Below are 26,830 nucleotides of genomic sequence, written 5' to 3' on the forward strand. Positions count from 1 at the left end.
CCGCTACCCAGTCCCGGCGGCCGCTGGTAAAATGCGGCCATGGGAATGACCTTGTTCACGCGCCGCTTTGCCGCCTGGATCGCCTGTTTCGCGATCCTGCTGGCGGCGCTCGCGCCGTCGATTTCCCAGGCCGTCGCCAGCGCCAAGCAGGAGTCCGGCTCCGGCTGGGCGGAAATCTGCTCGGTGGCCGGCATCCGTTTTGTGCAGCTTGATCCAGCCGATGACGGCGCTGCCGATGGCAAATCCGGCGGCAAGGCCATGCAGATGGAGCATTGCGCCTTCTGTTCCACGCATGCGGGTTCCGTCGGCTTGCCGCCGGCCAGTCCCGTGCTGCCGCTGCTAGTGGCCAGCGGCACGGCCATCTTCCCGGCCCTGTACTACCAGTCCCCATCCCCGCTGTTCATCTGGTCCACCGCGCAGTCGCGCGCGCCGCCCGGTCTCATTTAAGTTTTTGCATTTTCAATGCTGGCGCTGTCCGCCTTGCGGTGTGACGCGCCGCATCCGCACACTTAAACGAGAATCACATGAACAAGACATTATTGGTGCTGGCGGCTGCCATCGCCCTGGCCTATCCCTGCGCGCGGGCGCAGCAACTTGACCACGCCATCGACACCGTCGTCGTTTCCGGCTCGCGCGCACAATCGTGGCTGTCCGAAACGCCGCAGGCGATCGGCGTCGTCAACGCCAAAACCCTGGAACGCGACAAGCCCAGGACCATGGGCGATATCCTCAACCGCATCGCCGGCGTGTACTGGAATGACCTGGGCAACGAGCAGCACAGCATGAGCATCCGCCAGCCCATCGGCACGAATGCCGTCTACCAGTACCTGGAAGATGGCATTCCCATCCGCCCGCTGGGCGTCTTCAACCACAACTCGCTCAACGAGATGAACATGGCGGGGGCGAGCGGCGTGGAAGTGGTGAAGGGCGCCGCTTCCTCGCTGTATGGCAGCAATGCCGTGGGCGGCGCCGTCAATTTCCTGACGGCCGGCGCCAGCGCCACGCCGACGGCCAAGGTGGGCGTGCGGCGCGACAGCGTGGGCGGCTACACCCGTTACGACACCTCCGCCAGCGATACCTGGGGGCCGCTGGGACTGCGCTTTTCCCATTACAGTTCGCGCCGTTCGCGCGACAACTGGCAAGAGTACAGCTATGGCGACAAGGATTCGTTCTCGCTGCGCGCCGACTATGCGCTCGGCCCCACCTCGCAGCTGCGCGCCACCCTCGTCCACACGGATCTCGATGCGGCCATGACGGGCAGCCTGTTCGAGAACGATTACCGCAGCAATCCCGGCAAGAGTCTCAATACATTCACCTACCGCAAGGACAAGACCACGCGCATGAATCTGGCGTGGGAGGGCGCGACGACGGCTAATGGCACGAGCACCATCACCGTGTTTACGCGCAAGAACGACCATGGGCAGCTTCCCGCGTATTCCATCGGCAGCTGCGTGGGCATGTTGTGCAAGGGCGTCATCAACAACAACCACGTCGATTCGCTGGGGCTGGACGTGAAACACCAGCAGAATTTTGCGTGGCTGGCTTCGCGCCTGATCGCCGGCGTGTACGTGGACAAGAGCGACAATCCCTTTGTGAGCGACAATCTGTCCATCGTGCGCGATGCGGCCACGGGCCGCTATCTGCGTTATACGCTGGCCAACGCGTCCAATCCGCAGGGCGTGCGCGACTACCAGACGGACATTTTGAACACGGCCGTCTTCGCGCAGTGGGAATTTTCTCCGCTGGCGGGCACGCGCGTGGTGCTGGGCGGACGCTCGGACGCCATCCGCTACGACTATCATAACAATCTGGCGCCCGGCGGCAGCGTCAACTACGGCGCGCCCGACGAGTCGCGCAGTTTTTCGCATGTGAGTCCGAAGCTGGGCGCCACCTACGCCATCGGCCATGCGGGCAGCGCGTATGCGAACGTCAGCCAGGGCTTCACGCCGCCCGAAGTGAGCCAGCTGTATGGCAAGACGGGCATCGCCGATTTGCAGCCGTCCGTCTACAACAACTATGAACTGGGCTTGCGCTGGGCCTTTTTGCAGGGCCGCTTGAAACTCGACACGGCCCTGTACCGCCTCGATGGGCGCGACACCATCGTCAGCTACACGCTCTCGCCGGGCAACAGCGAAAACCGCAATGCGGGACGCACGCGCAGCGAAGGCCTGGAGCTGGGCCTGAACTACGACGGCGGCCCGTTCGACGCGCGCTTCGCCACGGCCATCGCGCGCCACCGCTACCTGCGCTACCAGGTCTCCGATAGCCTCGATTACAGTGGCCGCACCATGCCGCAGGCGCCGCGCGACATCACCTCGTTCGAGATCGGCTACAAGCCCGTGACGGGCGCGCGTATCGCGCTCGAAGCCGTGCACCAGGGCCGCTACTGGATGAACAATGCCAACACGGTGGAGTATGGTGGCCACGCGCTGCTGAACCTGCGTGCCAGCTATCAGCTGGCGCGGGGCCTGGAAGCGTGGGCGCAGGTGCGCAATGTGACCGATAAGCGCTATGCCGATTCGGCCAGCAGCAGCTATGCGGGCACGGGCAGCTATGCGCCAAACAGCCAGAACCAGTACACGCCCGGTGCGCCGCGCAGCGTGATGCTGGGCCTGGCCTATACCTATGGCGGAATGTGAGGATGGCCATGGACGACGCAACCTTTCTTGTCGCACGGCGCAAAAGCCTGTACTGGCGCATCCACTTCTGGGCCGCGCTGATCGCCTCGCCGTTTGCCCTGGTGGCCACCCTGACGGGCATTTTGTATGTGTTTACGCCGCAGATCGAGGCAAGGCTGTACCAGCACCTCGACCATGTGGCGCCGCAAGCGTCCATGCTGCCGCTGGACGCCGCCGTGGCGGCAGCGGAACGGGCGGCGCCGCGCGGCTGGACGGTGCAGCACGTGGTGCCGCCGTTTCAACAGGACGACGCGGTGCAGGTGGCGTTCGCGCCGCCCGGCGGCGCGCCCGATGAACATGCGGGCCATGGTGGGCATGCCGCACCGGTCAAGCCAAAATTCGGCCTGCCCGCGCAAGCCGTCATCGTGTATGTGAATCCCTATGACGCGCGCGTCTTAGGCAGCCTGGCCAGCAGCGAACGCTTCGGCAACTGGGCAAAAAAGCTGCATTCGCGCCTGCTGCAAAACGATGGCTGGCGCTGGATGATCGAGCTGGCGGCCAGCTGGCTGATGGTGATGCTGGTGACGGGCGTGGTGCTGTGGTGGCCGCGCGGCGCGCAATCGGGCTTGCCGAAGCGGGGTGCGCGGGGGCGCAATGGCTGGCGCCAGTGGCATGCTTTTCTCGGCGTGGCGCTCGGCATCGTCAGCGTCGTGATCCTGACGACAGGCCTGACGTGGAGCCAGCAGGCGGGCGCGCGCATCCGCGTGCTGCGCGACGTCAGCGGCCAGGCGCCGCCGCCCGTGCCGCGCGGCCTGCACTCGACCGAGGAGGGCGCTCCGCTCGACTGGCAGGATGCGTGGCGGGTGGCGCGCAGCCATGCGCCCGCCATCGCCGTGCAGCTGACGGCGCCGGCCAGCCAGGACGATGTGTGGCGCGCCACCATGGCCGACCGCAGCCAGCCCACCCTGCGCTTCGACCTGCAATTCGATGCCTACAGCGGCAAGCCTTTGTACTATGCGGGATGGGACGCGCAGACGGCGTTCGGCAAGGCCACCGCCATCGGCATCCCGTTCCACCGCGGCGAATTCGGCTGGTGGAACCAGGCCTTGCTGCTGCTGTTCGGCGCCAGCGTGCTGTTTTCGCTGGTGTCGGGCTGGGTGATGTTCTTCAAGCGGCGCCTGCCAGGCTCGCTGGGCTTGCCCAAGCTGCTGCCGGGCGCCTGGACCTCGCCTTCGCCGCTGGCCTGGCTGGTGGCGGCCGGCATGTGCGCGCTGATGCCGCTGCTGCTCGTTTCCGGCTGCATGCTGATGCTGCTGGAACTGGGGCTGGCAAAATGTGGGCCGCGTGTCGGCCGGATGTGGCTGCGCTAAAATAAGGGGCGCGGTCAGGCTCGTTGCCAAGGGCCGCCCCTTTGCCTTGGCTGAACATGATATTCATCGACTTCCCCGCCCTGTCCACGCTGGCCGCCACGTCGGCAGGCGTCACGCAAAAATGCAGCTGCTGCGCCGTTCCGCTCGATGCCTGGCAGCGTCTTCCCACCTCGCTGGAGCTGGACCGCTTTGAAGAAATCGGCACTCTGCGCGAAGACCCGTACGAGGAACCGACGTTCGCCGAATACCACCCGCAGGGCACGCGCTACGACAGCGTCGACGCGCCCATCGCGCCGCGCTACTATCCCGCGAACCTGAGTCAGGTGGCCCGCTGCCTGGACTGCGGCCGCCACTACCTGCGCTACAACGAGGCGGGCGGCTATTTCACGGAACTGCGCATCCGCGCGCTGCGCCCGGCATTGCTGGCCGACGCGCCGCTGTCAGCGTGAGGGCGACAGGCTTTCCTTGACGTGCGCGATGCCGTGTTCATCGTAAATCGAGTACACGGCGGCGAGAAGGTTTTCCAGTTCCGGCGAGCGGTCCATATGCCGCATGCTGAATAAAATGGGCGAGAACGCATGCTTGTCGTCCAGCTTGCGGTACACGACGTTCCGGTGATGCATGGCTTGCACGCTTTCCGGCACGATGGAAATGCCCTGGCCGGCCGCCACCAGTCCCATGGAAATCTGCAGCTCGCGCACTTCCGTGACGGGACCGGGCGTGACATTGCCTTCGCTGAACATGGCCAGCACCTGGTCGGCAAAGCTGGGGCGGGGCGCTTTCGGATACACGAGCAGGGTTTCATGCACAAGGTCAGTCAGGCGCAATCCGCCTTCTCCCTTGGCCAGCCTGTGACCGGGCGGCAGGGCCACCACGAGCCGCTCTTCGCGCAGCAGGATGCGCGGATGCTGGGGTCTTCGCTTTTCAGGCGCCCGAAGCCCACGTCGATGCGGCCTTCCTTCAGGGCCTTCAACTGCTGCACCGTCGTCATTTCATGCAGGGTCACGTCGACCTCGGGATGGCGCTCGCAAAAGCGGTGCACGATGTCGGGCAATTCCCCATACAGGGTCGAGGCGACAAAGCCGATCGACAGGGTGCGTTCCAGCTTGCCCACGCGCTGCGTCATCGCCTGCAGGTCGCGCACCTGGTCGAGCAGGGGGCGCGCATGGGCGAGGAAAAACTCGCCCGCTTCCGTCAGCCGCAAGGGCCGCGAACCTTTTTCGATCAGCGCCACGCCCAAGGTTTCTTCCAGTTGCTGCATCTGCCGGCTCAGCGGCGGCTGCGCGATGTGCAGGCGCGCGGCGGCCCGCGTGAAGTTCCTTTCCTCTGCGACCGCAACGAAGTAGCGCAAGTGCCGTAATTCCATCTTCATACCTTTCAGGTATAGGTTTGATACCAACTCGGTGTGTTGGACGTGGGGAGATTCGGGGAATATCGTGTCACCACTCCACAGAATTATACGGAATAAATATGATTCAAAATATCGAGACCTACCTGGTCGATGTGCCAACCATCCGTCCGCACCGGATGTCCGTCGCCACCATGAATACGCAGACCCTGGTGCTGGTGCGGCTGCGCTGCGCCGACGGCATCACGGGCTGGGGCGAAGCGACCACCATCGGCGGCTTGGGCTACGGCGGCGAAAGCCCGGAAAGCATCAAGACGAATATCGATACCTATATCGCGCCGCTGCTGGTCGGCATGGAAGCGAGCGAAGTGGCCAAGGCCATGGCCAGGGTGCGCAAGGTCATCCAGGGCAACCGCTTCGCCAAGTGCGCGATCGAGACGGCCCTGCTGGATGCGCAGGCGCGCCGCCTGAACGTGCCGCTGTCGGAATTGCTGGGCGGCCGCGTGCGCGATGCGCTGCCTGTGGCCTGGGTGCTGGCCAGCGGCGACACGGCACGCGATATCGCCGAAGGGGAAAAAATGCTGGACCTGCGCCGCCACCGCATCTTCAAGCTGAAGATCGGCCTGCGCGACGTGATGGACGACGTGGCACACGTGCTGGAAATCAAGCGGGCGCTGGGCGAGCGGGCCAGCGTGCGGGTCGACGTCAACCAGGCCTGGAGCGAGACGGACGCCGTGTGCGGCATCGCCGCGCTGGAAGCGGGCGGCATCGACCTGATCGAACAACCGGTGAAGGCGGGCAACCGCGCCGCGCTGGCGCGCCTGAAGCAGCGCTTCGACGTGGCCATCATGGCCGACGAAGCCTTGCACGGCCCCGCCGATGCGCTGGCGCTGGTCCAGGCCGATGCGGCCGACGTGTTTGCCGTCAAAATCACCCAGTCGGGCGGCTTGCTGCCCGCGCTGGAAGTGGCCACCGTGGCGCGCCTGGCGGGCGTCGGCCTGTACGGCGGCACCATGCTCGAAGGCGGCGTCGGCACGGCCGCCACGGCCCACGTCTGTTCCACGTTTGCCGAACTGGCCTGGGGCACGGAATTGTTCGGGCCTTTGCTGCTGACGCAGGAAGTCTTGCGCGAACCGCTCGTGTACCGCGACTTCATGCTGCAGGTGCCGACGGGGCCTGGCCTGGGCGTCGAGATCGACCTGGACAAGCTGCGTTCCATGCAACGCCAATAAGGAGAAACCATGTTATTCCATGTACGCATGAACGTGAACCTGCCGTTGAGCATGCCCGCCGAGCAGGCGGCGCAGCTCAAGCAAACGGAAAAGGAACTGGCGCAGCGCCTGCAGCACGAGGGCAAGTGGCGCCACCTGTGGCGCATCGCCGGTCAGTACGCCAACATCAGCGTCTTCGACGTGGACAGCGTGGACGAGCTGCATAATTTGCTGACCTCGCTGCCGCTGTTCCCCTACATGCAGATCGACGTGATGCCGCTGTGCCGCCATCCTTCGTCGGTGCGCGGCGACGATTCCTGAGGAGACCGACGATGATGCATACAGCAATGACACTGCCGGGAAAACGTGCGAGGTGGACGGCATCGGCCTGCATTACCGCACGGATGGCGAGCGCGCTAAACCCTGCCTGGTCCTGTCGAATTCCCTCGGCACGGACCTGTCCATGTGGGATGCGCAGGCGGCCGCGCTGGCAAGCGACTTTTTTGTCGTGCGCTACGACACGCGCGGCCATGGCCAGTCCGCCAGCGGCAGCGCGCCGTTCAGCATCGAGCGCCTGGGCCTGGACGTGGTGGCGCTGCTCGACCACCTTGATATCGCGCGCGCTGCCTTCTGCGGCATTTCCATGGGCGGCTTGATTGGCCAGTGGCTGGGTATACACCAGCTGCGGCGCCTGACGCAGCTCGTGCTGGCGAATACGGCGGCGCGCATCGGCGGCGCCGCGCCGTGGCAGCTGCGGGCGGAGCACGTGCGCCGCGACGGCATGGCCGCGGTGGCCGGAAGTGCCGCCACGCGCTGGTTCACGCCGCAATTTATCGCGCGCGAGCCGGATACGGTGGCGCGCCTGGTCGGCACCTTGCGCAGCCAGGATGCCGGCGGCTACGCGGCCTGCTGCGAGGTGCTGGCCCAGGCGGACTTGCACGCCGGCGTCGGCACGATCAGCGTGCCGACCTTGATCATCGCGGGCGAGCACGATCCCGTGACCACCATCGACGACAGCCGCTGGCTGCAGCGGCAAATCGCGGGTGCCCGCCTGGCAAGCCTGCCCGCCTCGCATATCTCGAACGTCGAGGCGGCGGACTTGTTTACAGAGCAGTTGCGGACTTTTTTGTTGTGAGGCTTGCTGTACCGTATAGGTATGGCAGGAATTTGACTTCCCCCTGAGCACCGCCACCGGCTCGTCCTGCATGCGGCAGGGGAAGCTTTCTTGAAAAATAATAATAAGAAAAGCAGACTTGGAGTAGACGGATGGAAAACAGATTGATCATCATCGCTGCGATCACGGTGGGCTATTTCGCCCTCATGTCGTACATTACCTACAGCGTGCGCAAGCATGCCAACAGCGCCGAGGGCATGACGGCGGGCGGGCGCAATTATCCCGCCTACCTGATCGGCGCACTGTTATTGTCGGAATTTATTGGCAGTTCCGTCAGCATCGGCACGGCCCAGAAGGGTTATGAGCTGGGCATTTCCGCCGCCTGGAACCTGGTGGCGCTGTCGCTGGGCTTCTTGCTGCTGGCCATCGTGCTGGTCAAGAAATACAAGGAAAGCGGGCAGTCGACGATTTCCGGCATCCTGGCGCAAACGTATGGCGAGCCCGTGCGTTATGCGGCGTCCATCCTCACCATCGTCGCGTTGAGCATCGTTGCCGTGGCCCTGTATGCGAGCGGCGGCGCCGTGCTGGCGGCCGTGTTGCACATCAACAAAACGGTGGCCATCTTGCTGGTGGGCGCCATCACCGTGATCTATGTCAGCCTGGGCGGCATGCGCTCGGTCGTCTACACCAATTTCGCCCACTCCATCGTCAAGTACCTGGGCGTGATCCTGGCGCTGGCGTATGCGCTGGAAGCCTCCGGTGGCATCGGCGCGCTGCAGGCGCAATTGCCGGCCAAGATGTTCAACTGGGTCGAGATCGGCTGGGGCCAGATCATCGCCTGGATGATCGGCGGCATCGGTTCCATCTTCGCCACGCAATACGTGATCCAGGCGCTGGTCAGCACGGACAACCCGGCCGTGGCCAAGCGCGCCTGCTATTACGTGTCCTCGCTGATGATCCCGTTCGGCCTGATGGCGGCCCTGATCGGCATGTGCAGCGCCGTGCTGTATCCGGGCATGAAGTCGATCGATGCTTTTCCTACCCTGATCGCGCACATGCCGGCGTTTTCCGCCAGCATCATGATCGTCGGCTTGGCCGGTGCCCTGTTCGGCGGCATTTCCGCCACCACCCTGGCATCGGCCACGCTGGCCATGAAGGATTTTTATGACCCTTGGTACAACAAGGCGAAGAATGACGCGAAATCGCTGATGTTCCTGCGCATCGCCATCGTCGTGGCCGGTTTGCTGCCGCTGGTGCTGGCGCTATACGCGGAAAAACTGCTGATGATCGCCTTCCTCGGCAAGGCCCTGCGCGCCACCCTGGCCGTGCTGGTGCTGATGGCTTTCTATGCGCCGAAGTTCGGCACGCCGCGCGGCGCCTTCGTCGGCGTGATCGTTTCCGTGATCGCCACCATCGGCTGGTTCCTGGCGGGCAATCCTTATGGCGTCGACAGTTCCTACCTGGCGCTGGCTGGCCCGCTGCTGACCATGGGTATCAGCCATCTGTTCAAGCCGGCGCAAGCTGTGGCGAAGCCGGCATCGTCGTCGCGCCTGTAGTTTGCCCCGACCCTCAGACCAGTCCTGTCATGTAATAGATGGCAATGACGAGGAAGACGGCCACGGTCTTGATGACGGTGATGCCGAAAATGTCGCGGTAGGACTGGCGGTGCGTGAGGCCCGTGACGGCCAGCAGGGTGATCACGGCGCCATTGTGCGGCAGGGTATCCATGCCACCGCTGGCCATGGCCACCACGCGGTGCATGACTTCGAGCGGAATGTGCGCTTGTTGCGCGGCCTGGATAAAACTGTCCGACATGGCGGCCAGCGCGATGCTCATGCCGCCCGATGCCGAGCCCGTGATGCCGGCCAGGGTGGTGACGGAGACGGCCGCGTTGACGAGGGGATCGGGCACGCTGCGCAAGGTGTTGCTGACGGCAAGAAAACCGGGCAGCGCGGCGATGACGCCGCCGAAACCGTATTCGGACGCCGTATTCATGGCCGCCAGCAGGGCGCCGCCCACGGCCGCCTTGGTGCCTTCGGCAAAGGCGGCGCGGATGCGCCCGAAGGCGGTAATGCACACGAGCAAGATTCCCAGCAGTAGCGCGCCTTCCACGGCCCAGATACCGGTCACGGAGGCGATCGACGTGGACACGGGCGCATGCAAGCCCGGCAGGGCCTCGGCGGTGAGCACGTAGCTGGCGCCATACCAGTGGGGGATCAGCTTGGTCAGCGCAAAGTTGGCCACGCCCACCAGCACCAGAGGCGCCACCGACAGCAGCGGATGGGGCAAGTCGCCCGCGTCGGCCGTGGCCTTTTCGGCCTCGGCCCCATACCCTTCGCCCGTCGCCATGACGGAGCGGCGGCGCCATTCCAGAAAGGCCAGGCCCATGATCACCGTCAGCACGGCGCCTATCGTGCCCAGCCACGGTGCGGCCCAGCCGGTCGTATTGAAAAAGGTGGTGGGGATGATGTTCTGGATTTGCGGCGTGCCCGGTAAAGTATCCATGGTGAACGAAAACGCGCCCAGGGCGATGGCGCCCGGCATCAGCCGCTTGGGGATATTACTCTGGCGATACAGTTCGGCCGCAAACGGATAGACGGCAAACACCACCACGAACAGCGACACGCCGCCGTAAGTCAGGGCCGCGCACACGGCGACGATGACGGCATTCGCGCGCGCGCTGCCGATGTAGCGAATGGCCGCCATGACGATGGACTGTGAAAAGCCGGACAGCTCGATCAGCTTACCGAACACGGCGCCGAGCAAAAAGACGGGGAAATACAGCTTGATGAAGCCCACCATCTTTTCCATGAAGATGCCGCTGAAGACGGCCGGCACGGCGGATGGATCGGTGAGCAGCACGGCACCCAGCGCGGCGACAGGCGCAAACAGGATCACGCTGTAGCCGCGGTAGGCGGCCAGCATCAGGAAGGCCAGTGCGGCCAGAACTATCAGGAAAGACATCGGTCAGGCCCTTGCGCGAGAAGTGATCAGGATACTAATGATGCAATTAATATCATACTTCCCAGCAACACGCCAACGCGTGGGTCAAGGTGCAAGCAGTTCAGGCCGGCGCGGTGAGGAAAAAGGACTGGTCGGGGTGAGAGGATTCGAACCTCCGGCCTCTGCGTCCCGAACGCAGCGCTCTACCAGGCTGAGCCACACCCCGCTTTCCTTTATTACAGCAGATGGCGGTGCGGGTTTCAAGCGGCTGCATCAAGGTCTCTATTTCTTTTCCTGTTGCGCCTTCTTGATTTCCGCTTCGCTCACTTTTTTCGCCGGCGCATGCGTCGCCGGGGAGGTGGGGGCCTTGCGGGTGGCGTTTGCTTGCGCCATGACGGCGGCGCAGTCCGTGTCGGGGGCCTTGTCGACATTGACCAAGGGCAGCAGGGCGGCCAGCGGCGTGACGACGGTGGCCAGGGCCACGGCGGCGCCCGCTTTCAGGGCCAGCGGGCCTTTTTGCGGGCCCACGTCCGGGTTCTTGAACGTGCCTTTCGCGTACAGCGGCGTGCGCAGGGTGATGATGCGGGCGCCCTTGGTGCGGGGACGCACGTCGAGGTCCAGGGTTTCGCGGGCCAGGTTGACGTTGCCCGTGATGTTCACCACGGCCGTGTCCGTGTCGAGCACGAAGCGGCGCACGTCGGCCTGGCCATTCGTGACGGCGAAATCGCTGGCCAGGCAGTTCAGGTGCACCTGCTTGTCGCCGAAGATTTTCACGAAGACGGCATTGGCCAGGTTCAGGCCCGCCAGTTCCAGCATGAACTGGCTGACGGAGCCTTCGCTGACGGTGGCCGCCAGTTCGCCATTCGCGCTGGCCAGCATGGCGGAAATGGAATTGCCGTGGCCCGTCAGCGCCGCATCGCCATACACTTCACCGAAGCTCGCTTGCATCGATTGTAGCTTGGGAAACAGTTCGCGGATTTTGAGGTGGCGCGCCGCCACCTTCGCTTGCGCGGCGATGGTCTTTTGACGGCCGTCGAGCGTGATGTTCGACGTGATGTCGCCACCGGCCATGCCGAAGTTGAGCGGCGTCAAACTCAGCACCTTGTCTTTCATGTGGATGTTGGCGACAATGTCGTTGAGCGGGATATCGTGCGTGCGCACGAGTTTCTTGCCCGTGAATTTGACGTCGGCATCGAGCGCATTCCATTTCGCCGTGTTGAACTGTTCCACGGGTAAGGCTTTATTGTCCGGCTGCACGGGCGCCTTGCCGCGCGCCTGCTTTTGCGATTGCTGTCGTCGCCGATGGTGGGACCCAGGTCTTCCAGGCGCAGCTGCTGCGACGTCACTTCGCCACGCAACAGGGGGCGGGGCTGGCGCGGTAAATATTGCAGGGTGCCGGCCAGGTCGCTCTGGCCCACCGTGCCCTTGAAGTTCTGATACGTCCAGCTCCAGCTGGCGCCGTCCTTCTTGCCCAGCAAGCGGCCCTTGGTGGCGTAGTCCGGCGTTTCCGGCAGCAGCACGCCCGTCAGCGGGTACAGGTCGGCCATGCTGGCGCCGGCCAGGCTCAGTTGCAAGTCGATGCCGGACAGCGAACGCGGGTCCGTCAGCGTGCCATCGATGCTGGCCTTGTTCTTGCCCAGCACGGCATGCGCCTGCACGGGATAGACGGTGTTGTTGTCGGTCAATGACAGCACGGCGCCCGCCTTGCCGCCGCCCGTCACAGGCGCCTTGCGGTAGCTGCCGCCCAGGGTGAATTCGATGCCGTATTTTTGCATGGGGGCGTTGCCTGGCGCATCGCCCGGCGTGGCGTCGGGCGCCGTCGAGCTGACCTTGGCACGCAGGTCCAGGGCGATGCCCTCGTCCAGATAACGGATGGCGCCGTCGGCGAAGGCCATGCGCTGGATTTCCACGTCCCATGCCGACGGGCCATTGTCTTTCAGGGTCCAGCTATTGCTGCCGTCGGCGCGCCGCTGCAGGGCGATATTGGGTGCGTCGAGCGCCAGGTCCGTCAGCACCAGCTTGTGCCGCAGCAGGGGCAGCGGGTGGAGGGCCACGTCGATGCGTTTCGCGCTGGCCAGTTGCGGGCCGGCCGTGGCCCAGTCCGGGTTGCTCATGCGCACATCCTGGGCGCTGATGACAGGGCGCGGCACGTAGCGGCGCCAGCCCGGCTCCGTCTTGAGGCCTTGCTTCCATGCCACCTGCAAATCGCCGCCGATGACGAAGCTGCGGCCCGTGCTTTCCGACACCTTCTCGTTGATGTAGGGGCGGGCGCGGTTCCAGTCGAGGTCAGCACGAGGATGACGAGGATGGCAATCAGGGCCAGCAGGGCGGCCAGGCTCCAGCCGAGCATTTTCAGGGGTGTCGAGCGTCTCATGGGAATGCCAATCGCAGTGATTTTTCATCAAGGTAGACCGATTGTTCATATCGGTCGGTGCGCTGGGTTACGTACGTAGCGCGATTGCTGGCATTGATTCCATAATTCGATTATTATTGAAGTATGGAAAACGAAAATACAATCGCAACGCAAGCTGCGCCGCTGACGAGCACGGCTGCCATCTCGGCCCTGGCCGCGCTGGCACAGGAATCGCGGCTGGCCGTGTTCCGCCTGCTGGTGCAGACGGGCCCGGAAGGCATGGCGGCGACGAAAATCGCCGAAGCGCTGGCGATCGCGCCCTCGTCCCTGTCGTTTCACTTGAAGGAACTGGCGCACGCCAATCTGGTGACGGCAAGCAAGGCGGGGCGCTCCATCATCTATGCGGCCAATTACGCAGGCATGAACGGCTTGCTGGCCTTTTTGACCGAGAACTGCTGCGCTGGCGCGCCTTGCTGCGTCAGCGAACCACATTTACTGAAGGACATCACGACATGACGATCACGATCTATCACAACACCGCTTGCGGCACCTCGCGCAATACCCTGGCCCTGATCCGCAACACGGGTGTCGAGCCCGTCATCATCGATTACGTCAAGCAGCCGCCTTCGCGCGAGGAACTGGTCGATCTGATCCAGCGTGCGGGCCTGTCCGTGCGCGCGGCCATGCGCGACAAGGGCGCCCTGTACGATGAGCTGGGCCTGGCCAATCCGGATTTGCCCGACGCGGCCCTGCTGGACGCCATGCAAGCCCATCCTATCTTGATCAACCGCCCCATCGTCGTCACGGAACTGGGCGTGCGCCTGTGCCGGCCGTCGGAAAAAGTGCTGGAAATCCTGCCGCTGCCGCAGCAAGGGGCATTCGTCAAGGAAGATGGCCAGGCCGTGGTGGGTGCCGACGGCAAGCCGGTGGCATAAATGGAAGAGTTGCCGAACATCAGCGCCGCGCACCTGGACGTGCCCAGCCTGGATAAATTGGCGCCGATCAATGTGTCCACGCACGCGCCACGCATCCTGCTGTTGTACGGCTCCTTGCGCGAGCGCTCCTACAGCAAGCTGCTGACGCTGGAAGCGGAGCGCATCCTGCGCCATTTCGGCGCCGAGACGCGCGTGTTCGACCCGCATGGCTTGCCCATGGTCGACAGTGTGTCGCCCGAGCATCCGAAAGTGCAGGAGTTGCGCGCATTGTCGCTATGGTCGGAAGGGCAAGTGTGGTGCAGCCCCGAGCGGCATGGCGCCGTCACGGGCGTCTTTAAATCGCAGATCGACTGGCTGCCGCTGGAAACGGGCAGCGTGCGACCCACGCAGGGCCGGACTCTTGCTGTGATGCAAGTGTCGGGCGGCTCCCAATCGTTCAATGCCGTCAACGGCTTGCGCGTGCTGGGGCGCTGGATGCGCATGGTGACCATTCCGAATCAGTCCTCGGTGGCCAAGGCGTATCAGGAATTCGACGATGACGGCCGCATGAAGCCGTCGCCGTATTACGAGCGCCTGGTGGATGTGATGGAGGAGCTGTATAAATTCACCTTGCTGGTGCGCGACCGCCGCGACTACCTGGGCAGCCGCTACAGCGAACGGCTGGAGGCGGCGCCGGCCATCGTGCAGGAATTGGCGAATGCGGCCATGGAGCATGAACGGCAGTAATAAAAACGGCGCCAGTGGCGCCGTTTTTTATTGATGCAGGTCAAACACGGTCAGTGATTGCGGTCCACGGCAAACGAGCACAGTTGCAGCATGGATTGTTTATAAACACTGTCAGGCCAGCCGGCGATGGCATCGGCGGCGCGCTGGCCGGCGATTTCCGCCTGCTTGCGCGTGTAGTCTAGGGCGCCGCTGCTGGTGATGGCCGTCAGGACGGCATCGAAATGCTGTTCGTCGCCTTGCTCGATGCAGCTGCGCACCAGTTCGCGTTGCTCGGGCGTACCATTTTCCATCAGCCAGATCAGCGGCATGGTTGGTTTGCCTTCGCGCAAGTCGTCGCCCACGTTCTTGCCGATTTCGGCGGCGTCGCCAGCATAGTCGAGCACGTCGTCGATCAGCTGGAAAGCCGTGCCCAGCGAGCGGCCGTATTCGGCGGCCGCTTCGATGTCGTCTTCGCTGGCGCCGGCGATCAGGGCGCCCAGTTGCGCCGACGCTTCGAACAGCTTGGCCGTCTTCGAGCGGATGACGTTCAGGTAGCTGTCCTGCGTCACGTCCGGATCGTGCATGTTCAGCAACTGCAGCACTTCGCCTTCGGCGATCACGTTGGTGGCATCGGACAGGATTTGCATGACGCGCATATTGTTCAGCGATACCATCAGCTGGAACGAGCGCGAGTGCAGGAAGTCGCCCACCAGCACCGAAGCCGCATTGCCGAACAGGGCGTTGGCCGTCTGGCGTCCGCGGCGCATTGACGATTCATCGACGACGACGTCGTCGTGCAGCAGGGTGGCGGTGTGGATGAATTCGACCACGGCAGCCAGTTCATGGTGCGCCGTGCCGCGATAGGCGTGGGCATTGGCCACCAGCAAGATCAGCACGGGACGGATGCGTTTTCCGCCTGCGCTGATGATGTATTCGGCGATCTGGTTGATCAGAATCACATCGGAGTGCAACTTTTGGCGGATCACCGTATTGACTGCGTCCATATCGGCGGCAATCGTTTGCACGATGGTGTTTTGGTTAACGTGTTTGTTAGCGTCAGACAAGGCGAACCTGCATTAGATTGTGGGTGCCGCGATTATACGACAAGGCTTGCGCGCGCGTGATGTTTGCCTATGGCTGTAGGGCAATTGTTTGATCTTGTTGGCACTGGCGTGTGTTTTCCTGTCTGCCTGGCGCAAGCCTGACATGGTGGTCAGGTTGTCGACATACCACGATCATCAAGCTTTGTGAATAGTTTTTGACGCAATTTCTCAGTCCGTGTATAATCGCTGGTTCCCCCTGTTGTGCACGGCTTGCTTTTCATGGCAGTGGGACAAATTCTTTCAACATTTGATGAGGTTTCAAATCATGTACGCGGTCATAAAAACCGGTGGCAAACAATACAAAGTTGTCGCTGGCGAAAAACTTAAAGTAGAACAGATACCGGCAGACATTGGTTCCGAAATCACCATCGATCAAGTGCTCGCAGTAGGCGCGGGCGACAGCATCAAGTTTGGTGCTCCATTGGTCGAAGGTGCAACGGTACTGGTTACGGTTGTGGCGCATGGTCGCCATGATAAGGTCAAAATTTTCAAGATGCGTCGTCGTAAGCATTACCAAAAGCATCAAGGCCATCGCCAGAATTTTACCGAAATCCAAATCGTTTCGATCAACGGCTAATCGCCGCTGTTTGACGCAGTTTGTCTACATAATCAGCTATCAAGGAGTCTTAAATGGCACATAAAAAAGGCGGCGGCACAACGCGAAACGGCCGTGATTCAGAATCAAAGCGTCTGGGCGTTAAAGTCTACGGCGGCCAAGCTATCAATGCTGGCGGCATCATCATTCGTCAACGCGGCACCCCAGTGCGCGCCGGCGAAGGCGTAGGCATGGGCAAGGACCACACGTTGTTCGCGTTGATCGCTGGCAAAGTGAAGTTCGTTGTCAAAGGTGCTGGCTCGAAGCAATTCGTGACCGTTGTACCAAACGAAGCAGTACCAGCGTAATTCATTGGCGGAGCGCCAGTTCGCTCCGCAATGATCGCATGATGTAAGGCGCAAGCCTTCAATCGAAAGGCTCTGCCCAAGGTAGAGCCTTTTTAGTTTTATGGCGGCAAAATTATGAAGTTTATCGACGAAGCAAAAATCGAAGTCATCGCGGGCGATGGCGGCAACGGCTGCGCATCTTTCTGCCGTGAAAAATTCCGGCCTTTCGGCGGTCCCGATGGCGGCGATGGCGGCAAGGGCGGGTCCATCTGGGCTGTCGCCGACCGCAATATCAACACGCTCGTCGATTTCCGTTTCTCCAAAATGCACAAGGCTCGCAATGGCGAGCCTGGCCGTGGCGCAGATTGCTATGGCAAGGGCGCCGATGACATCCACCTGCGCATGCCGGTCGGCACCTTGATCATCGACAACGCGAGCGGCGAAATCCTCGCCGATTTGACCGAACACGGCCAGATCGAACTGCTGGCCAAGGGCGGCGAAGGCGGCTGGGGCAATATTCACTTCAAGTCCTCGACCAACCGCGCACCGCGTCAAAAAGGCGAGGGCAAGGAAGGCGAACGCCGCGAACTGCGGCTGGAACTGAAAGTACTGGCCGACGTGGGCCTGCTGGGCATGCCGAACGCCGGCAAGTCGACCTTCATTTCGGCCGTCTCGAACGCGCGTCCGAAAATTGCCGATTATCCATTTACCACCCTGCACCCGAACCTGGGCGTGGTGCGCGTGTCGCACGAGAAGAGCTTTGTGATCGCCGACATTCCCGGCTTGATCGAAGGCGCTTCCGAAGGCGCGCGCGGGCCTCGGCCATCAATTCCTGCGCCACTTGCAGCGCACTGGCTTGCTGTTGCACATCGTCGACCTGGCGCCGTTTGAAACCAATGTCGATCCTGTCAAGGAAGCCAAGGCGCTGGTCAAGGAGCTGAAAAAGTACGACGAGTCGCTGGTCGACAAGCCGCGCTGGCTGGTGTTGAACAAGCTCGACATGGTGCCGGAAGAAGAGCGCAAGAAGATCGTCAAGGATTTCCTCAAGCGTTTCGCCTGGAAAGGTCCCGTTTTCGAGATTTCCGCGCTGAACCACCAGGGTTGCCCGGAACTGGTGAATGCGATTTATCAACATCTGGAAGAGAAGAAACACAGCGAAAGCCGTGCCGAAGAAACGCAGATGACCGAAGAAGCGCGCGGTATCTCGTCGATCGACCCGGATGATCCGCGTTTCAAGATTCTCGACTAAGAGCCTTACCCTGATGCCGGTACAGACGATCGCTGTCGCGCCCGCGCGCAAGCAAGCGTGGCAGCGCCGTGTATTGCATCTGATCGCGTATGCTTACGGGCTGAGCGCGGTCGCCTGCCTGCTGTTCGCCGACGAGATGGCGGCCGGCATGGGCATCTTCCTCAATGGCGTCGATGGCTACAGCCAGTTCTACGCTTCCCATGTCGGTGTCTGGGGCGCTACCGCGCTGCTGGCGCTGTTCGCGGCACGGCAGGGCGAACCGCCTGTCCTCGGCGATATCACTGCAATGTTGGTCCTGGCGCAGCCCGCCGGCCGTCTGTTCGCGGCCATCAGCTTCGGCTTGCCTCAGGGTTTTGTGTTGTTCATGTGCGCAATCGAGCTGACGGCGGGGCTGGCCTTGCTGCTGCTGCGTCCTGCGCGCTGACGTCTATTAAGTGAAGAGCGCCGCCCCATGGATTCCGTGATTCAAAAAGCTACCCGCATCATCATCAAAGTCGGCTCCTCGCTGGTCACCAACGATGGCCGCGGGCTCGACCATGCCGCCATCGCCCGCTGGGCCGCGCAGATTTCCGGCTTGCGCGCCCTGGGCAAGGAAGTGGTGCTGGTGAGCTCCGGCGCCATCGCCGAAGGCATGCTGCGCCTCGGCTTCGAGCAGCGCCCCACCGATATCCACGAATTGCAGGCGTGCGCCGCCGTCGGCCAGATGGGCCTGGCGCAAATCTATGAAAGCAGCTTCCGCGCCCACAGCCTCGGCACGGCGCAAGTGCTGCTCACGCACGCCGACCTGGCCGACCGCGAACGCTACCTGAATGCCCGCTCCACCCTGACGACCCTGCTGCGCCTGGGCGTGGTGCCGATCATCAATGAAAACGACACGGTCGTCACCGATGAAATCAAGTTCGGCGACAACGACACCCTGGGCGCCCTCGTCGCCAACCTGATCGAGGCCGATGCGCTGGTGATCCTGACGGATCAGCACGGCCTGTTCTCGGCCGACCCGCGCAAGGATCCGAACGCTTACCTGATCACGCAGGGCATCGCCGGCGATCCGGCCCTGGAGCGATGGCGGGCGGCGCCGGCTCCAGCCTGGGGCGTGGCGGCATGCTGACGAAAATCCTCGCCGCCAAGCGCGCCGCCAAGTCCGGCGCGCATACCATCATCGCCTGGGGCCGCGACAGCGACGTGCTCAGCCGCCTCGCGCAGGGCGAAGCGATCGGCACGGAGTTGCGGGCACAAACGGGCCAATTGACGGCACGTAAGCAGTGGATGGCCGATCATCTGCACACGGCCGGCGCCGTCGTGCTCGACGCGGGCGCCGTGCAAAAGCTGCGCCAGGAAGGCAAGTCACTGCTGCCGATCGGCGTGACGGGCGTGAATGGCGAATTTGGCCGCGGCGCCGTCATCACCTGCGTCGACGTGGATGGTGTGCCCGTGGCGCGCGGCCTGTCGAACTACACGAGCGGCGAAGCGCGCCGCATCATGCGCAAGCCGTCCACCGAGATCGAGTCCATCCTCGGCTACATGGAAGGCCATGAGCTGATTCACCGCGATAATATGGTCTTGCTGTAAATGCTTGCTTGCAGGCAGTAGAATGTCAAAACGGCCCCTGCGGGCCGTTTTTTTTCTTTACACCACGGCCGGCATCGGCGACTTGTCCTTGTAGTCGCACAGGTCGGCGATCATGCAATTCCAGCATTGCGGCTTGCGCGCCGTGCAGGTGTAGCGGCCGTGCAGGATGAGCCAGTGGTGGGCGTCGTGCAGGAATTCCTTGGGGATGAATTTCAGCAGTTTTTGCTCGACGATATCGACATTCTTGCCTGGCGCGATGCCGGTGCGGTTCGAGACGCGGAAGATATGCGTGTCGACCGCCATCGTCGGTTCGCCGAACGCCGTGTTCATGACCACGTTCGCCGTCTTGCGGCCCACGCCGGGCAAGGCTTCCAGCGAGGCGCGGTCGCGCGGCACTTCGCCGCCGTGCTGCTCGAGCAGGATCTGGCAGGTGGCGATCACGTTCTTCGCCTTGGTGCGGAACAGGCCGATGGTGCGGATGTAGCTGGCCAGTTCGTCCACGCCCAGGGCCAGCATCTTGGCCGGGGTATTGGCGACCGGATACAGCAAACGGGTCGCCTTGTTGACGGACACGTCCGTTGCCTGCGCCGACAGCAGCACGGCGATCAGCAGCTCGAACGGCGTCGTGTATTCGAGTTCCGTTTTCGGGGACGGGTTGGCGGCGCGAAAGCGCGTAAAGATTTCCAGGCGTTTGGCGGCGTTCATGCGTCTTTTTTCGGGGCGTTGGGGGCGGGCGGTTCGGTCTGGGCGCTGTCGGCGGCCTTGGCGCGCGCGCGCTCCATGGCGGCGGCGATGATGGCGCGCTTGCGCTCCTTTTCCGCCTGTTCGTCGGGTGTGACGGGCACTTCCTGCGTCACTTCGCGCATCTTGGCGACGGCCTTGGCGGCCAGGCGCGCCTCGTTTTCCTCGCTTTCGCGGCGCAGGCGCTGCGTGCGGAAATCGTGGCGCGCGCGCGCGTCGTCCGCTTCCGCCTGGCTCCAGGCATCCCAGCCCGTGGCGTCGCCGCTGACCGGGTACATGACGATGCAGTCGACGGGGCAGGGCGCCACGCACAGGTCGCAGCCCGTGCACAGGCTGGTCACCACCGTATGCATCTGTTTGGCGGCGCCGACGATGGCGTCGACGGGACAGGCCTGGATGCACAGGGTGCAGCCGATACACAGCGATTCGTCGATGTAGGCGACAGATCGCGGACGTTCGAGGCCGTTGACGGGATTGAGCGGAATAACTTTTTTGCCCAGCAAGCCGGCCAGGCGCACGATGCCCTGCGCGCCGCCCGGTGGGCACTGGTTGATGTCGGCGCTGCCTGCGGCAATCGCTTCCGCATACGGGCGGCAGCCGTTGTAGCCGCATTTGGTGCACTGCGTTTGCGGCAGCAAGTCTTCGATCTGGTCGGCAAGTGAGGGAGGAACGGGATGCGGCACGGTCGTCTTCAATACGCTAAAACGTCATTATCGGCCATCTGGCCCGCATACAAGTAAAAACCTGTGTTGCGAGAGGGGCATAGCGGGCTGTTGCGGGCGCGCCGCAATCGTATTTTATTTCTCCGGGAATGTCAAAGTGCAAATAAACAACTTTGAAAATTCCTTTTTTTATGGGAGCATGATTTTTATCAAGCCAGTGATCAAAAAAAGCCGACCGCCAGTCCTGTTGCCGCGCCTGCATTGCCATGCGCGCCAGGCCATAGGAGCAAAACATGCGTTTCCTCCGGACAGTTGGTTTGCCCTTCTGTTTCTTCATGCACTCTGCGCTTGCCCTTGCGCACGGGCAGGCAGTATCTTCCATGGCGGCGCCGGGCGCTGCCAGCTCGCGCATCGTCCGCTTCGCGGCGGAAGACTGGCCGCCCTTCATTTCCCGCAGCCTGCCGGCCGACGGCATGTCGGGCGCCATGGTCAGCGCCGTCTTCGAGCGTCTCGGCTATACGGTCAAATATGAGTACTTTCCCTGGAAGCGCGCCATGCAGTTTGGCCTGGCCAGTCCCCGCTATGCCGGTTTTCTGGCCGTCTGGCGCACGCCCGAACGGGAAAAACTCTGCCACTTTTCTGTTCCGGTTGGCAATACGCAAGGCGTGCTGGCCTACCTGAAGGAAGATGGCGTGCCCGGCGCCACCCTGGCGGAGCTGGGCCAGTTGCGCATCGGCACCGTGGCCGGCTATTCGAATGGAGAACAGTTCGATGGCATGGTGGCGCGCGGCGAGCTGAAGACGGAAGAGGGCTTGAACGACGCGACGAATCTGAAAAAACTGTTCATCAAGCGCTACCGCGTGATCGTCATCGAGCGCCATGTCCTGCAGCACTTGCTGATGGGGCGCAACTTCAGCAAGGCCGAGCGGGAACGCATCGCCATCATCGATACGGTCTTCAAGGAGCGCCCCGTGCACGTGTGCTTCCAGCGCACGGCAGACGGCGCGGCGCAGCAAAAACGCTTCAACGAAGCGGCCCGTGAAATCGATACGGCCAGGCTGGAACGCGATTACTGGAAGCGGCTCGACAGAGCCTGGCTAGTGCCCCGTCCCTTCCCTGACGTCCCGCGGCACTGTTGTTAGTTGCCAAAACGAAATATCTAAATACGAAACCATTCGTTCTTGTTTGTTTGTCCATCCTTTAGTCTGCAGCCACTGTGTTGACGACTTTGAAAGGATGTTTTCGTATGCTGGAACTGATTCACAAGCATTCCCCCGCACCACGCTTGCGGCAACTGGCGCACGCCGTCTCGCTGGCCGTGCTCGTGCTGGGCGCGCCCGCCGCGGCCCATGCGCAAGCGGCGGCGGACGACGCCGGCGCGCTCGCCGGCGCGCTCGCCGACGCGCCGCTGGACGCCGTCATCGTCACGGGCGCGCGCGGCACCGGCCGCACGGTGGCCAACAGCGCCGCGCCGATCGACGTGATCAGCGCGCAGCAATTGCAGGCCACGGGCAAATTGAACCTGCTCGATGCGCTCGATACGGCCTTGCCATCGTTTAACTTGCCGGCCCGCGTACAGCCCGACCTGGGCAGCATCGTGCGCGCGGGCCAGCTGCGCAACCTCGACCCGTCGCATACGCTGGTGCTGGTCAACGGCAAGCGCCGGCATACGACGGCCATCGTCAATGAGGATGGTTTTCCAGGCTCCGTCGCCACCGACCTGGCCCTGATCCCCACGGGGGCCATTGCCCGTGTGGAAATCCTGCGCGACGGCGCCTCCGCCATCTACGGTTCCGACGCCATCGCCGGCGTCATCAACATCATCCTGAAAGCGGATGACAAGGGCAGCTTCAGCACACAGCTCGGTTCCACCTACGACGGCGACGGCACCAACGGTTCCGCGCGCATCGACGGCGGCACGCGCCTGGGCGAACACGGCTTTGCCCACTTCGGCGCCGAAGTCCAGCGCCAGGGCATAGCCGTGCGTAACTTCGGCTTGAATCCCGGCTATCTGTCGTATCCGGCCGTGCGCAACAGCGATGGCCAGCTGGTCAAATTGGGGCCGAACAACAGCTTGCCGGCCGGCGCTTCGCCTAACCCGGCCGAAGCGACGCGCAACAGCAATCCCTGGCGCAATACGGGTGTCCCGCAAAGCACGACCGCCTCGCTCAGCGCCAACGTCGGCTATGACGTGTCGAACGAGGTGCAATTGTACGGCTTCGGCACGTATGCGCACCGCAATGCCCGCTCGGCGCAGAATTTCCGCCTGCCCAATACCATTTTCAATAACAACAAGGGCTTGCTGGCCGTGTATCCCGACGGCTTCACGCCGTATGAAACGACGAGCGAAAACGACTTTTCCTTGACGGGCGGCATCAAGGGCGAGACGGCGGGCTGGAGCTGGGATATCAGCAGCACCTACGGCCGCGACGATATCGACGTGGGCGTGGAGCACTCGGCCAACTACTCGCTGACTTATCCGGGCGGCAAGACGGATTTTGATATCGGCAAGCAGCGCTACAGCCGTTCGACCACCAACGCCGACCTGCGCCGCCCCGTGCAACTGGGCTTGAGCGAACCGGCCGACCTCAGCGTCGGCCTCGAGTATTCGCATGAAACGCAGCAACGCAGCCCGGGCGAACCCGCTTCCTGGCAGGGCAGCGGCTCGTCGGCGCTGGCGGGCTACCTGCCCGTCGATGCGTCCGACACGGCACGTCATAGCTATGCGGCGTATATCGGCCTGGGCGCCAAACTGACGCCGCAGTTGCTGCTCGACACGGCCTTGCGTGCCGAAAAATATTCCGATTTCGGCAGCAAGACGACGGGGCGTTTGTCGGCCCGCTATGACGTCACACCCGCCGTCGCCGTGCGCGGCACCGTCAGCAACGGTTTCCATGCACCGAGCCTGGTGACGCAATCGTATTCGAACACCTCCGACCATGCGGGCGTGCCCTACACCTTGGCGCAGCCGAACTCAGCCGCTGCACAGGCACTGGGCGCGCAAGCGTTAAAACCGGAAAAATCGACGAATCTGTCGGCCGGGCTGACGTTCAATCCTACGCCCACCCTGCGCCTGGCCGTTGTTGACGCGTATCAAATCAAGGTCAGCGACCGCCTGGGCGTGTCATCGAACATCGGCATCGACCGCAGCTCGGGCGTGGCGCTCGACGGCAGCGGCCGGCCGCTGACGGCGGCGCAAGCGACCATCATTGAAAACCTGCTGCGTTCGGCTGGCTTGACGGTGGGCAATGGCCTCGTCGCGCATTACTTTGCCAACGTGGGCGACACGCGCACGCGCGGCATCGATTTCACGGCGGAAGATGTGCTGCGCGTGGCCGACGGCAAGCTGCGCTGGACGGCGGCAGCGAATCTCAACCATACGAGCCTGGTGGGCAAGGCGGAACTTCCCGCCGTGCTGCAAGGCTTGCCGAACATCGGCACCCTGAGCAAATCGGCCGAGTACGACTTGCTGTACCGCGCGCCGCGCGACAAGGAAATCCTCACCCTGGCGTATGAAAAAGCCGGTTGGGCATTCAATGTACGCGAGACGCGCTACGGCAAGCTCAAGCGCCTGAACGCCATCACGGGCGGCGATTACCAGCTGAAAGCGGCCTTTGTGACGGATGTCAGCATCGGCTACGACATCAGCAAGCGCATCAACGTGACGGTGGGCGCCAACAATGTCTTCGACCAGAAACCGAACCAGGTGCCGCGCGAGGCGCGCAGCGCCGCGAATCTGGCGCAGTACACAGGGGCTTACGACAACTCGGGGCCATTGGGCGTGCTGGGCGGCTATTACTACGCCCGCGCAACACTGTCATTCTGATTTGCCGCATCCCTCTACCTATCATCAAGAACAGGAACTCCTATGTCTGACAAAAATCAACACGCGGCCATCGACCTGGAATGGGCCAATCTCCTTTCGCCGCAGCGCCGCACGGTCTTGCGCGGCGGCGGCCTGGTGGCGGCGCTGGTCGCCTCGGGGCTGGCGGGGACGGCGCTGGCGCAGGATGGCGCCGTGAAACGGGTGAAGCCAGTATCCGGCAAGAGTCCGTGGGGCGAGCATACGGACACGGCGCCTACGCCGCGCCCCGTCAGCGTGCGGCCCGGCGAGGAAACCTTGCCGGGCAAGCCGCGCGCCTATACGGATATCGAGAGTTATCACGCGCATATCTATTTTGACGAAGACAGTTACCAGAAGGCGGCGCTGATACGCAAGTGGGCGGCCGAACGCTTCCAGATCGAGCTGGGCGACTGGAACCTGGAGCCGCGAGGCCCGCACGTGACGCCGTCGTTTTACTTTGGCTTTACCAATGACTTGCTGCCCGTGATCGTGCCGTGGCTGCAGCTCAACAGCCTGGGCCTGACGATATTGATCCACCCGAATACGGAAGATCCGCGCGCCGACCACCTGTATTACGCGCTGTGGGTGAACCGCTCGCAGCCCGTGAATGGCTATGCGATGAAGAAGCCGGGGCCGGGCGAGCCGAGGGTCGAGCAAATCTTTGTCAATACGCGCCCGACGGTGAAAATCGAGCGCGCGTGAGCCGGGCATAAAAGAAAACGCCACGCCAGTATGAACTGGCGTGCGTTTCGATGGAGATACCGTGTATTAGCCGTGCTTCTGAATGAATTCGCCGATTTTCGGGCAAATGATCTCGCGCCAGCGGCGGCCCGAGAAGATGCCGTAATGGCCACATTTCGGCGCCACGAAATCTTGCTGCATCTCGGCAGGGATGCCGGAACACAAGTCATGCGCTGCCTGCGTCTGGCCGGCGCCGGAAATGTCGTCCAGTTCGCCTTCCACGGTGAACAGCGCCACGTTCGTGATGTCTTGCGGGCGCACCAGCTGGCCGCCCACTTTCCACGTGCCCTTCGGCAGGCTGAATTCCTGGAACACGGTCTTGATCGTTTCCAGGTAGTACTCGGCCGGCATGTCCAGCACGGCGTTGTACTCGTTGTAGAACTGGCGGTGGCCTTCCGCCGGTTCGTCGTCGCCCGTCACCAGGTGCATGTAGAACTCGCGGTGGCTTTGGGCGTGGCGGCCCGGGTTCATGGCGATGAAACCGGCGTGCTGCAGGAAGCCCGGATACACCTTGCGGCCAAAGCCCGGGTAGTTCGGCGGCACCGCGTAGATCACGGTGTTTTCAAACCACGAGAATTTCTTTTCCGTCGCCAGGTTGTTCACTTGCGTGGGCGAGCGGCGCGGGTCGATCGGGCCGCCCATCATCGTCATGGTTTTCGGCATGTGCGGATCTTTGGCCGTCGCCATCAGCGAGATGGCCGCCAATACTGGCACGGTCGGTTGACAGACGGAAATGACATGCAGGTCGGGCGCCAGCAGGCGGATGAATTCCTGCACATAATAAATGTAGTCGTCCAGGTGGAACGGGCCTTCCGTCAGCGGTACCATGCGCGCGTCCGTCCAGTCGGTGATGTAGACATCGTGCTCGGCCAGCAAGCCGCGCACGGTATCGCGCAGCAGGGTCGAGTGGTGACCGGACAGGGGGGCAACCAGCAAAACTTTGGGCTGTTGCAAACCAGTGGTTTCTTTTTTGAAGTGAATCAGGCGGCAAAACGGTTTTGTCACGACAACATGTTCGCGGATGTCGACGCTCTCGCCCTGGACGAGAACGGATTTGATGTCGAATTGTGGTTTTTCGTAGTCTTTGCCAAGGCGGTACATCAGCTCGTAGCCGGCTGCGATGCGTTGCGAAAACGGGGTGTGGGCCAGTGGAGAAACCGGGTTGGTAAATAACTTGGAGGACATGTCTGCCCATTGCATCACCGGAGTGAGGAAAGAGCGTTGCAGTTCGTGCAGTTGGTAAAGCATATAGAGTCCTTGTTTAATTCCAAGCGCCAATATCGGCTCAAATATCATAATCCAATTTTACGATATTTGTTGAGGACAAAATGTGCTTTACCGCGCACAGGTCCACAGTTTGCGCTTTGCTGTGACAGCGCGCCACACTTGCGTGGATAGACCTGCAACGATGCCATAAAAGCAAAAAAAGCAGCGTTTCCGCT

At 62.7% G+C, this 26,830-nt stretch carries 23 protein-coding genes, 1 tRNA gene and 4 pseudogenes; 19 read left to right on the forward strand and 9 right to left on the reverse strand.

Annotated features, from left to right (window positions below; all coding sequences use genetic code 11):
* Window positions 1-39 precede the first annotated feature (39 nt).
* The 4 genes from ACQVLG_RS13015 (at window position 40) to ACQVLG_RS13030 (ending at window position 4,437) form a co-directional block, all read left to right on the forward strand.
* Window positions 40-447, forward strand: coding sequence for a DUF2946 domain-containing protein (locus tag ACQVLG_RS13015; protein ID WP_474294926.1), 408 nt, complete (start codon window positions 40-42; stop codon window positions 445-447).
* 77 nt (window positions 448-524) lie between these two features.
* Window positions 525-2,639: a TonB-dependent receptor family protein gene (locus ACQVLG_RS13020; protein WP_474294928.1), complete on the forward strand. Its 2,115-nt coding sequence runs from the start codon at window positions 525-527 to the stop codon at window positions 2,637-2,639.
* Between the two features lie 8 nt (window positions 2,640-2,647).
* Window positions 2,648-3,988: a PepSY-associated TM helix domain-containing protein gene (locus ACQVLG_RS13025; RefSeq protein ID WP_474294930.1), complete on the forward strand. Its 1,341-nt coding sequence runs from the start codon at window positions 2,648-2,650 to the stop codon at window positions 3,986-3,988.
* Window positions 3,989-4,044: 56 nt separating this feature from the next.
* Window positions 4,045-4,437: a hypothetical protein gene (locus tag ACQVLG_RS13030; protein ID WP_474294931.1), complete on the forward strand. Its 393-nt coding sequence runs from the start codon at window positions 4,045-4,047 to the stop codon at window positions 4,435-4,437.
* On the opposite strand, the pseudogene ACQVLG_RS13035 reads toward ACQVLG_RS13030, so the two are convergent.
* A pseudogene (locus ACQVLG_RS13035) lies at window positions 4,429-5,354 on the reverse strand (LysR family transcriptional regulator). The gene ACQVLG_RS13030 and the pseudogene ACQVLG_RS13035 sit on opposite strands and share 9 nt — an antisense overlap.
* A gap of 104 nt (window positions 5,355-5,458) precedes the next feature.
* Here ACQVLG_RS13035 and ACQVLG_RS13040 point away from each other — a divergent pair.
* The 4 genes from ACQVLG_RS13040 (at window position 5,459) to ACQVLG_RS13055 (ending at window position 9,217) form a co-directional block, all read left to right on the forward strand.
* Window positions 5,459-6,568: a muconate/chloromuconate family cycloisomerase gene (locus ACQVLG_RS13040; RefSeq protein WP_474294933.1), complete on the forward strand. Its 1,110-nt coding sequence runs from the start codon at window positions 5,459-5,461 to the stop codon at window positions 6,566-6,568.
* Between the two features lie 9 nt (window positions 6,569-6,577).
* Window positions 6,578-6,868, forward strand: a complete 291-nt coding sequence (gene catC / locus ACQVLG_RS13045; RefSeq protein ID WP_474294935.1) for a muconolactone Delta-isomerase — start codon at window positions 6,578-6,580, stop codon at window positions 6,866-6,868.
* 52 nt (window positions 6,869-6,920) lie between these two features.
* Window positions 6,921-7,682, forward strand: coding sequence for a 3-oxoadipate enol-lactonase (pcaD, locus tag ACQVLG_RS13050; protein WP_474294937.1), 762 nt, complete (start codon window positions 6,921-6,923; stop codon window positions 7,680-7,682).
* 131 nt (window positions 7,683-7,813) lie between these two features.
* Window positions 7,814-9,217, forward strand: a complete 1,404-nt coding sequence (locus ACQVLG_RS13055; RefSeq protein ID WP_474294938.1) for a sodium:solute symporter family protein — start codon at window positions 7,814-7,816, stop codon at window positions 9,215-9,217.
* Window positions 9,218-9,230: 13 nt separating this feature from the next.
* Here the strand turns inward: ACQVLG_RS13055 and ACQVLG_RS13060 are convergent, their stop codons facing one another.
* From ACQVLG_RS13060 to ACQVLG_RS13070, 3 genes and pseudogenes are all read right to left on the reverse strand, one after another.
* Window positions 9,231-10,625: a GntP family permease gene (locus tag ACQVLG_RS13060; RefSeq protein WP_474294940.1), complete on the reverse strand. Its 1,395-nt coding sequence runs from the start codon at window positions 10,623-10,625 to the stop codon at window positions 9,231-9,233.
* 128 nt (window positions 10,626-10,753) lie between these two features.
* A tRNA-Pro gene (locus tag ACQVLG_RS13065) sits at window positions 10,754-10,830 on the reverse strand.
* 56 nt (window positions 10,831-10,886) lie between these two features.
* A pseudogene (locus ACQVLG_RS13070) lies at window positions 10,887-13,027 on the reverse strand (AsmA family protein).
* 74 nt (window positions 13,028-13,101) lie between these two features.
* On the opposite strand from ACQVLG_RS13070, the gene ACQVLG_RS13075 reads away from it, so the two are divergent.
* Genes ACQVLG_RS13075 through arsH form a run of 3 tightly spaced genes read left to right on the forward strand, consistent with a single transcriptional unit; the run spans window position 13,102 to window position 14,618 of the window.
* Window positions 13,102-13,473, forward strand: a complete 372-nt coding sequence (locus tag ACQVLG_RS13075; RefSeq protein ID WP_474294942.1) for an ArsR/SmtB family transcription factor — start codon at window positions 13,102-13,104, stop codon at window positions 13,471-13,473.
* Window positions 13,470-13,892 carry an arsenate reductase (glutaredoxin) gene (gene arsC / locus ACQVLG_RS13080; RefSeq protein ID WP_474294944.1) on the forward strand — a complete coding sequence of 141 codons (423 nt, stop codon included), beginning with the start codon at window positions 13,470-13,472 and terminating at the stop codon, window positions 13,890-13,892. The genes ACQVLG_RS13075 and arsC overlap by 4 nt, the downstream gene beginning before the upstream one ends.
* Window positions 13,893-14,618: an arsenical resistance protein ArsH gene (gene arsH / locus ACQVLG_RS13085; protein ID WP_474294945.1), complete on the forward strand. Its 726-nt coding sequence runs from the start codon at window positions 13,893-13,895 to the stop codon at window positions 14,616-14,618. It abuts the gene before it with no gap.
* Window positions 14,619-14,668: 50 nt separating this feature from the next.
* On the opposite strand, the gene ispB is transcribed toward arsH, so the two are convergent.
* Complete coding sequence (ispB, locus tag ACQVLG_RS13090; RefSeq protein WP_474294947.1) at window positions 14,669-15,661, reverse strand: octaprenyl diphosphate synthase; 993 nt, start codon at window positions 15,659-15,661, stop codon at window positions 14,669-14,671.
* A gap of 304 nt (window positions 15,662-15,965) precedes the next feature.
* Between ispB and rplU the strand changes: the two genes are divergently transcribed.
* The 5 genes and pseudogenes from rplU (at window position 15,966) to proB (ending at window position 19,400) form a co-directional block, all read left to right on the forward strand.
* Window positions 15,966-16,277 carry a 50S ribosomal protein L21 gene (rplU, locus tag ACQVLG_RS13095; protein ID WP_034754730.1) on the forward strand — a complete coding sequence of 104 codons (312 nt, stop codon included), beginning with the start codon at window positions 15,966-15,968 and terminating at the stop codon, window positions 16,275-16,277.
* 53 nt (window positions 16,278-16,330) lie between these two features.
* Window positions 16,331-16,603: a 50S ribosomal protein L27 gene (gene rpmA / locus ACQVLG_RS13100; protein ID WP_070219281.1), complete on the forward strand. Its 273-nt coding sequence runs from the start codon at window positions 16,331-16,333 to the stop codon at window positions 16,601-16,603.
* Window positions 16,604-16,717: 114 nt separating this feature from the next.
* Window positions 16,718-17,831 (forward strand): annotated as a pseudogene (obgE, locus tag ACQVLG_RS13105) (GTPase ObgE).
* Window positions 17,832-17,844: 13 nt separating this feature from the next.
* The gene (locus tag ACQVLG_RS13110) at window positions 17,845-18,255 is read left to right on the forward strand and encodes a hypothetical protein (protein ID WP_474294950.1); all 411 of its coding nucleotides are present in this window, start codon (window positions 17,845-17,847) and stop codon (window positions 18,253-18,255) included.
* 27 nt (window positions 18,256-18,282) lie between these two features.
* Window positions 18,283-19,400, forward strand: a pseudogene (proB, locus tag ACQVLG_RS13115) (glutamate 5-kinase).
* A 57-nt stretch (window positions 19,401-19,457) separates the two neighbouring features.
* Here proB and nth read toward each other — a convergent pair.
* Genes nth through ACQVLG_RS13130 form a run of 3 tightly spaced genes read right to left on the reverse strand, consistent with a single transcriptional unit; the run spans window position 19,458 to window position 21,185 of the window.
* Window positions 19,458-20,105 carry an endonuclease III gene (gene nth, locus ACQVLG_RS13120; protein WP_474294952.1) on the reverse strand — a complete coding sequence of 216 codons (648 nt, stop codon included), beginning with the start codon at window positions 20,103-20,105 and terminating at the stop codon, window positions 19,458-19,460.
* Window positions 20,102-20,824, reverse strand: coding sequence for an electron transport complex subunit RsxB (gene rsxB, locus ACQVLG_RS13125; protein ID WP_474294954.1), 723 nt, complete (start codon window positions 20,822-20,824; stop codon window positions 20,102-20,104). Before rsxB ends, nth begins: the two co-directional genes overlap by 4 nt.
* Window positions 20,825-20,840: 16 nt before the next feature.
* On the reverse strand, window positions 20,841-21,185 hold the full coding sequence (locus tag ACQVLG_RS13130) for a hypothetical protein (protein WP_474294956.1): 345 nt from the start codon (window positions 21,183-21,185) through the stop codon (window positions 20,841-20,843).
* On the opposite strand from ACQVLG_RS13130, the gene ACQVLG_RS13135 reads away from it, so the two are divergent.
* From ACQVLG_RS13135 to ACQVLG_RS13145, 3 genes are all read left to right on the forward strand, one after another.
* Window positions 21,184-21,945, forward strand: a complete 762-nt coding sequence (locus tag ACQVLG_RS13135) for a substrate-binding periplasmic protein (protein ID WP_474294958.1) — start codon at window positions 21,184-21,186, stop codon at window positions 21,943-21,945. The genes ACQVLG_RS13130 and ACQVLG_RS13135 overlap by 2 nt on opposite strands.
* A gap of 104 nt (window positions 21,946-22,049) precedes the next feature.
* Window positions 22,050-24,629: a TonB-dependent receptor plug domain-containing protein gene (locus ACQVLG_RS13140; RefSeq protein WP_474294959.1), complete on the forward strand. Its 2,580-nt coding sequence runs from the start codon at window positions 22,050-22,052 to the stop codon at window positions 24,627-24,629.
* A 42-nt stretch (window positions 24,630-24,671) separates the two neighbouring features.
* On the forward strand, window positions 24,672-25,349 hold the full coding sequence (locus ACQVLG_RS13145; RefSeq protein ID WP_474294961.1) for a DOPA 4,5-dioxygenase family protein: 678 nt from the start codon (window positions 24,672-24,674) through the stop codon (window positions 25,347-25,349).
* Window positions 25,350-25,415: 66 nt separating this feature from the next.
* On the opposite strand, the gene ACQVLG_RS13150 is transcribed toward ACQVLG_RS13145, so the two are convergent.
* Window positions 25,416-26,636 (reverse strand): polyhydroxyalkanoate depolymerase, encoded by a 1,221-nt coding sequence (locus tag ACQVLG_RS13150; RefSeq protein ID WP_230538755.1) that lies wholly within the window; start codon window positions 26,634-26,636, stop codon window positions 25,416-25,418.
* Window positions 26,637-26,830 lie beyond the last annotated feature (194 nt).

This window comes from Janthinobacterium sp. TPC_1 (genome assembly GCF_056037845.1).

Excerpts from the sequence above, each read along its gene's own strand:
- ACQVLG_RS13145 (WP_474294961.1), top strand. The coding sequence starts at position 24,672 with ATGTCTGACAAAAATCAACACGCGGCCATCGACCTGGAATGGGCCAAT.
- ACQVLG_RS13060 (WP_474294940.1), bottom strand. The coding sequence starts at position 10,625 with ATGTCTTTCCTGATAGTTCTGGCCGCACTGGCCTTCCTGATGCTGGCC.
- ACQVLG_RS13140 (WP_474294959.1), top strand. The coding sequence starts at position 22,050 with ATGCTGGAACTGATTCACAAGCATTCCCCCGCACCACGCTTGCGGCAA.
- nth (WP_474294952.1), bottom strand. The coding sequence starts at position 20,105 with ATGAACGCCGCCAAACGCCTGGAAATCTTTACGCGCTTTCGCGCCGCC.
- ACQVLG_RS13075 (WP_474294942.1), top strand. The coding sequence starts at position 13,102 with ATGGAAAACGAAAATACAATCGCAACGCAAGCTGCGCCGCTGACGAGC.
- catC (WP_474294935.1), top strand. The coding sequence starts at position 6,578 with ATGTTATTCCATGTACGCATGAACGTGAACCTGCCGTTGAGCATGCCC.
- ACQVLG_RS13150 (WP_230538755.1), bottom strand. The coding sequence starts at position 26,636 with ATGCTTTACCAACTGCACGAACTGCAACGCTCTTTCCTCACTCCGGTG.
- arsH (WP_474294945.1), top strand. The coding sequence starts at position 13,893 with ATGGAAGAGTTGCCGAACATCAGCGCCGCGCACCTGGACGTGCCCAGC.
- ACQVLG_RS13040 (WP_474294933.1), top strand. The coding sequence starts at position 5,459 with ATGATTCAAAATATCGAGACCTACCTGGTCGATGTGCCAACCATCCGT.
- ACQVLG_RS13135 (WP_474294958.1), top strand. The coding sequence starts at position 21,184 with ATGGCGGCGCCGGGCGCTGCCAGCTCGCGCATCGTCCGCTTCGCGGCG.
- arsC (WP_474294944.1), top strand. The coding sequence starts at position 13,470 with ATGACGATCACGATCTATCACAACACCGCTTGCGGCACCTCGCGCAAT.
- rpmA (WP_070219281.1), top strand. The coding sequence starts at position 16,331 with ATGGCACATAAAAAAGGCGGCGGCACAACGCGAAACGGCCGTGATTCA.
- ACQVLG_RS13130 (WP_474294956.1), bottom strand. The coding sequence starts at position 21,185 with ATGGAAGATACTGCCTGCCCGTGCGCAAGGGCAAGCGCAGAGTGCATG.
- ACQVLG_RS13055 (WP_474294938.1), top strand. The coding sequence starts at position 7,814 with ATGGAAAACAGATTGATCATCATCGCTGCGATCACGGTGGGCTATTTC.
- ACQVLG_RS13110 (WP_474294950.1), top strand. The coding sequence starts at position 17,845 with ATGCCGGTACAGACGATCGCTGTCGCGCCCGCGCGCAAGCAAGCGTGG.
- rplU (WP_034754730.1), top strand. The coding sequence starts at position 15,966 with ATGTACGCGGTCATAAAAACCGGTGGCAAACAATACAAAGTTGTCGCT.
- ACQVLG_RS13020 (WP_474294928.1), top strand. The coding sequence starts at position 525 with ATGAACAAGACATTATTGGTGCTGGCGGCTGCCATCGCCCTGGCCTAT.
- ACQVLG_RS13025 (WP_474294930.1), top strand. The coding sequence starts at position 2,648 with ATGGACGACGCAACCTTTCTTGTCGCACGGCGCAAAAGCCTGTACTGG.
- ACQVLG_RS13015 (WP_474294926.1), top strand. The coding sequence starts at position 40 with ATGGGAATGACCTTGTTCACGCGCCGCTTTGCCGCCTGGATCGCCTGT.
- ACQVLG_RS13030 (WP_474294931.1), top strand. The coding sequence starts at position 4,045 with ATGATATTCATCGACTTCCCCGCCCTGTCCACGCTGGCCGCCACGTCG.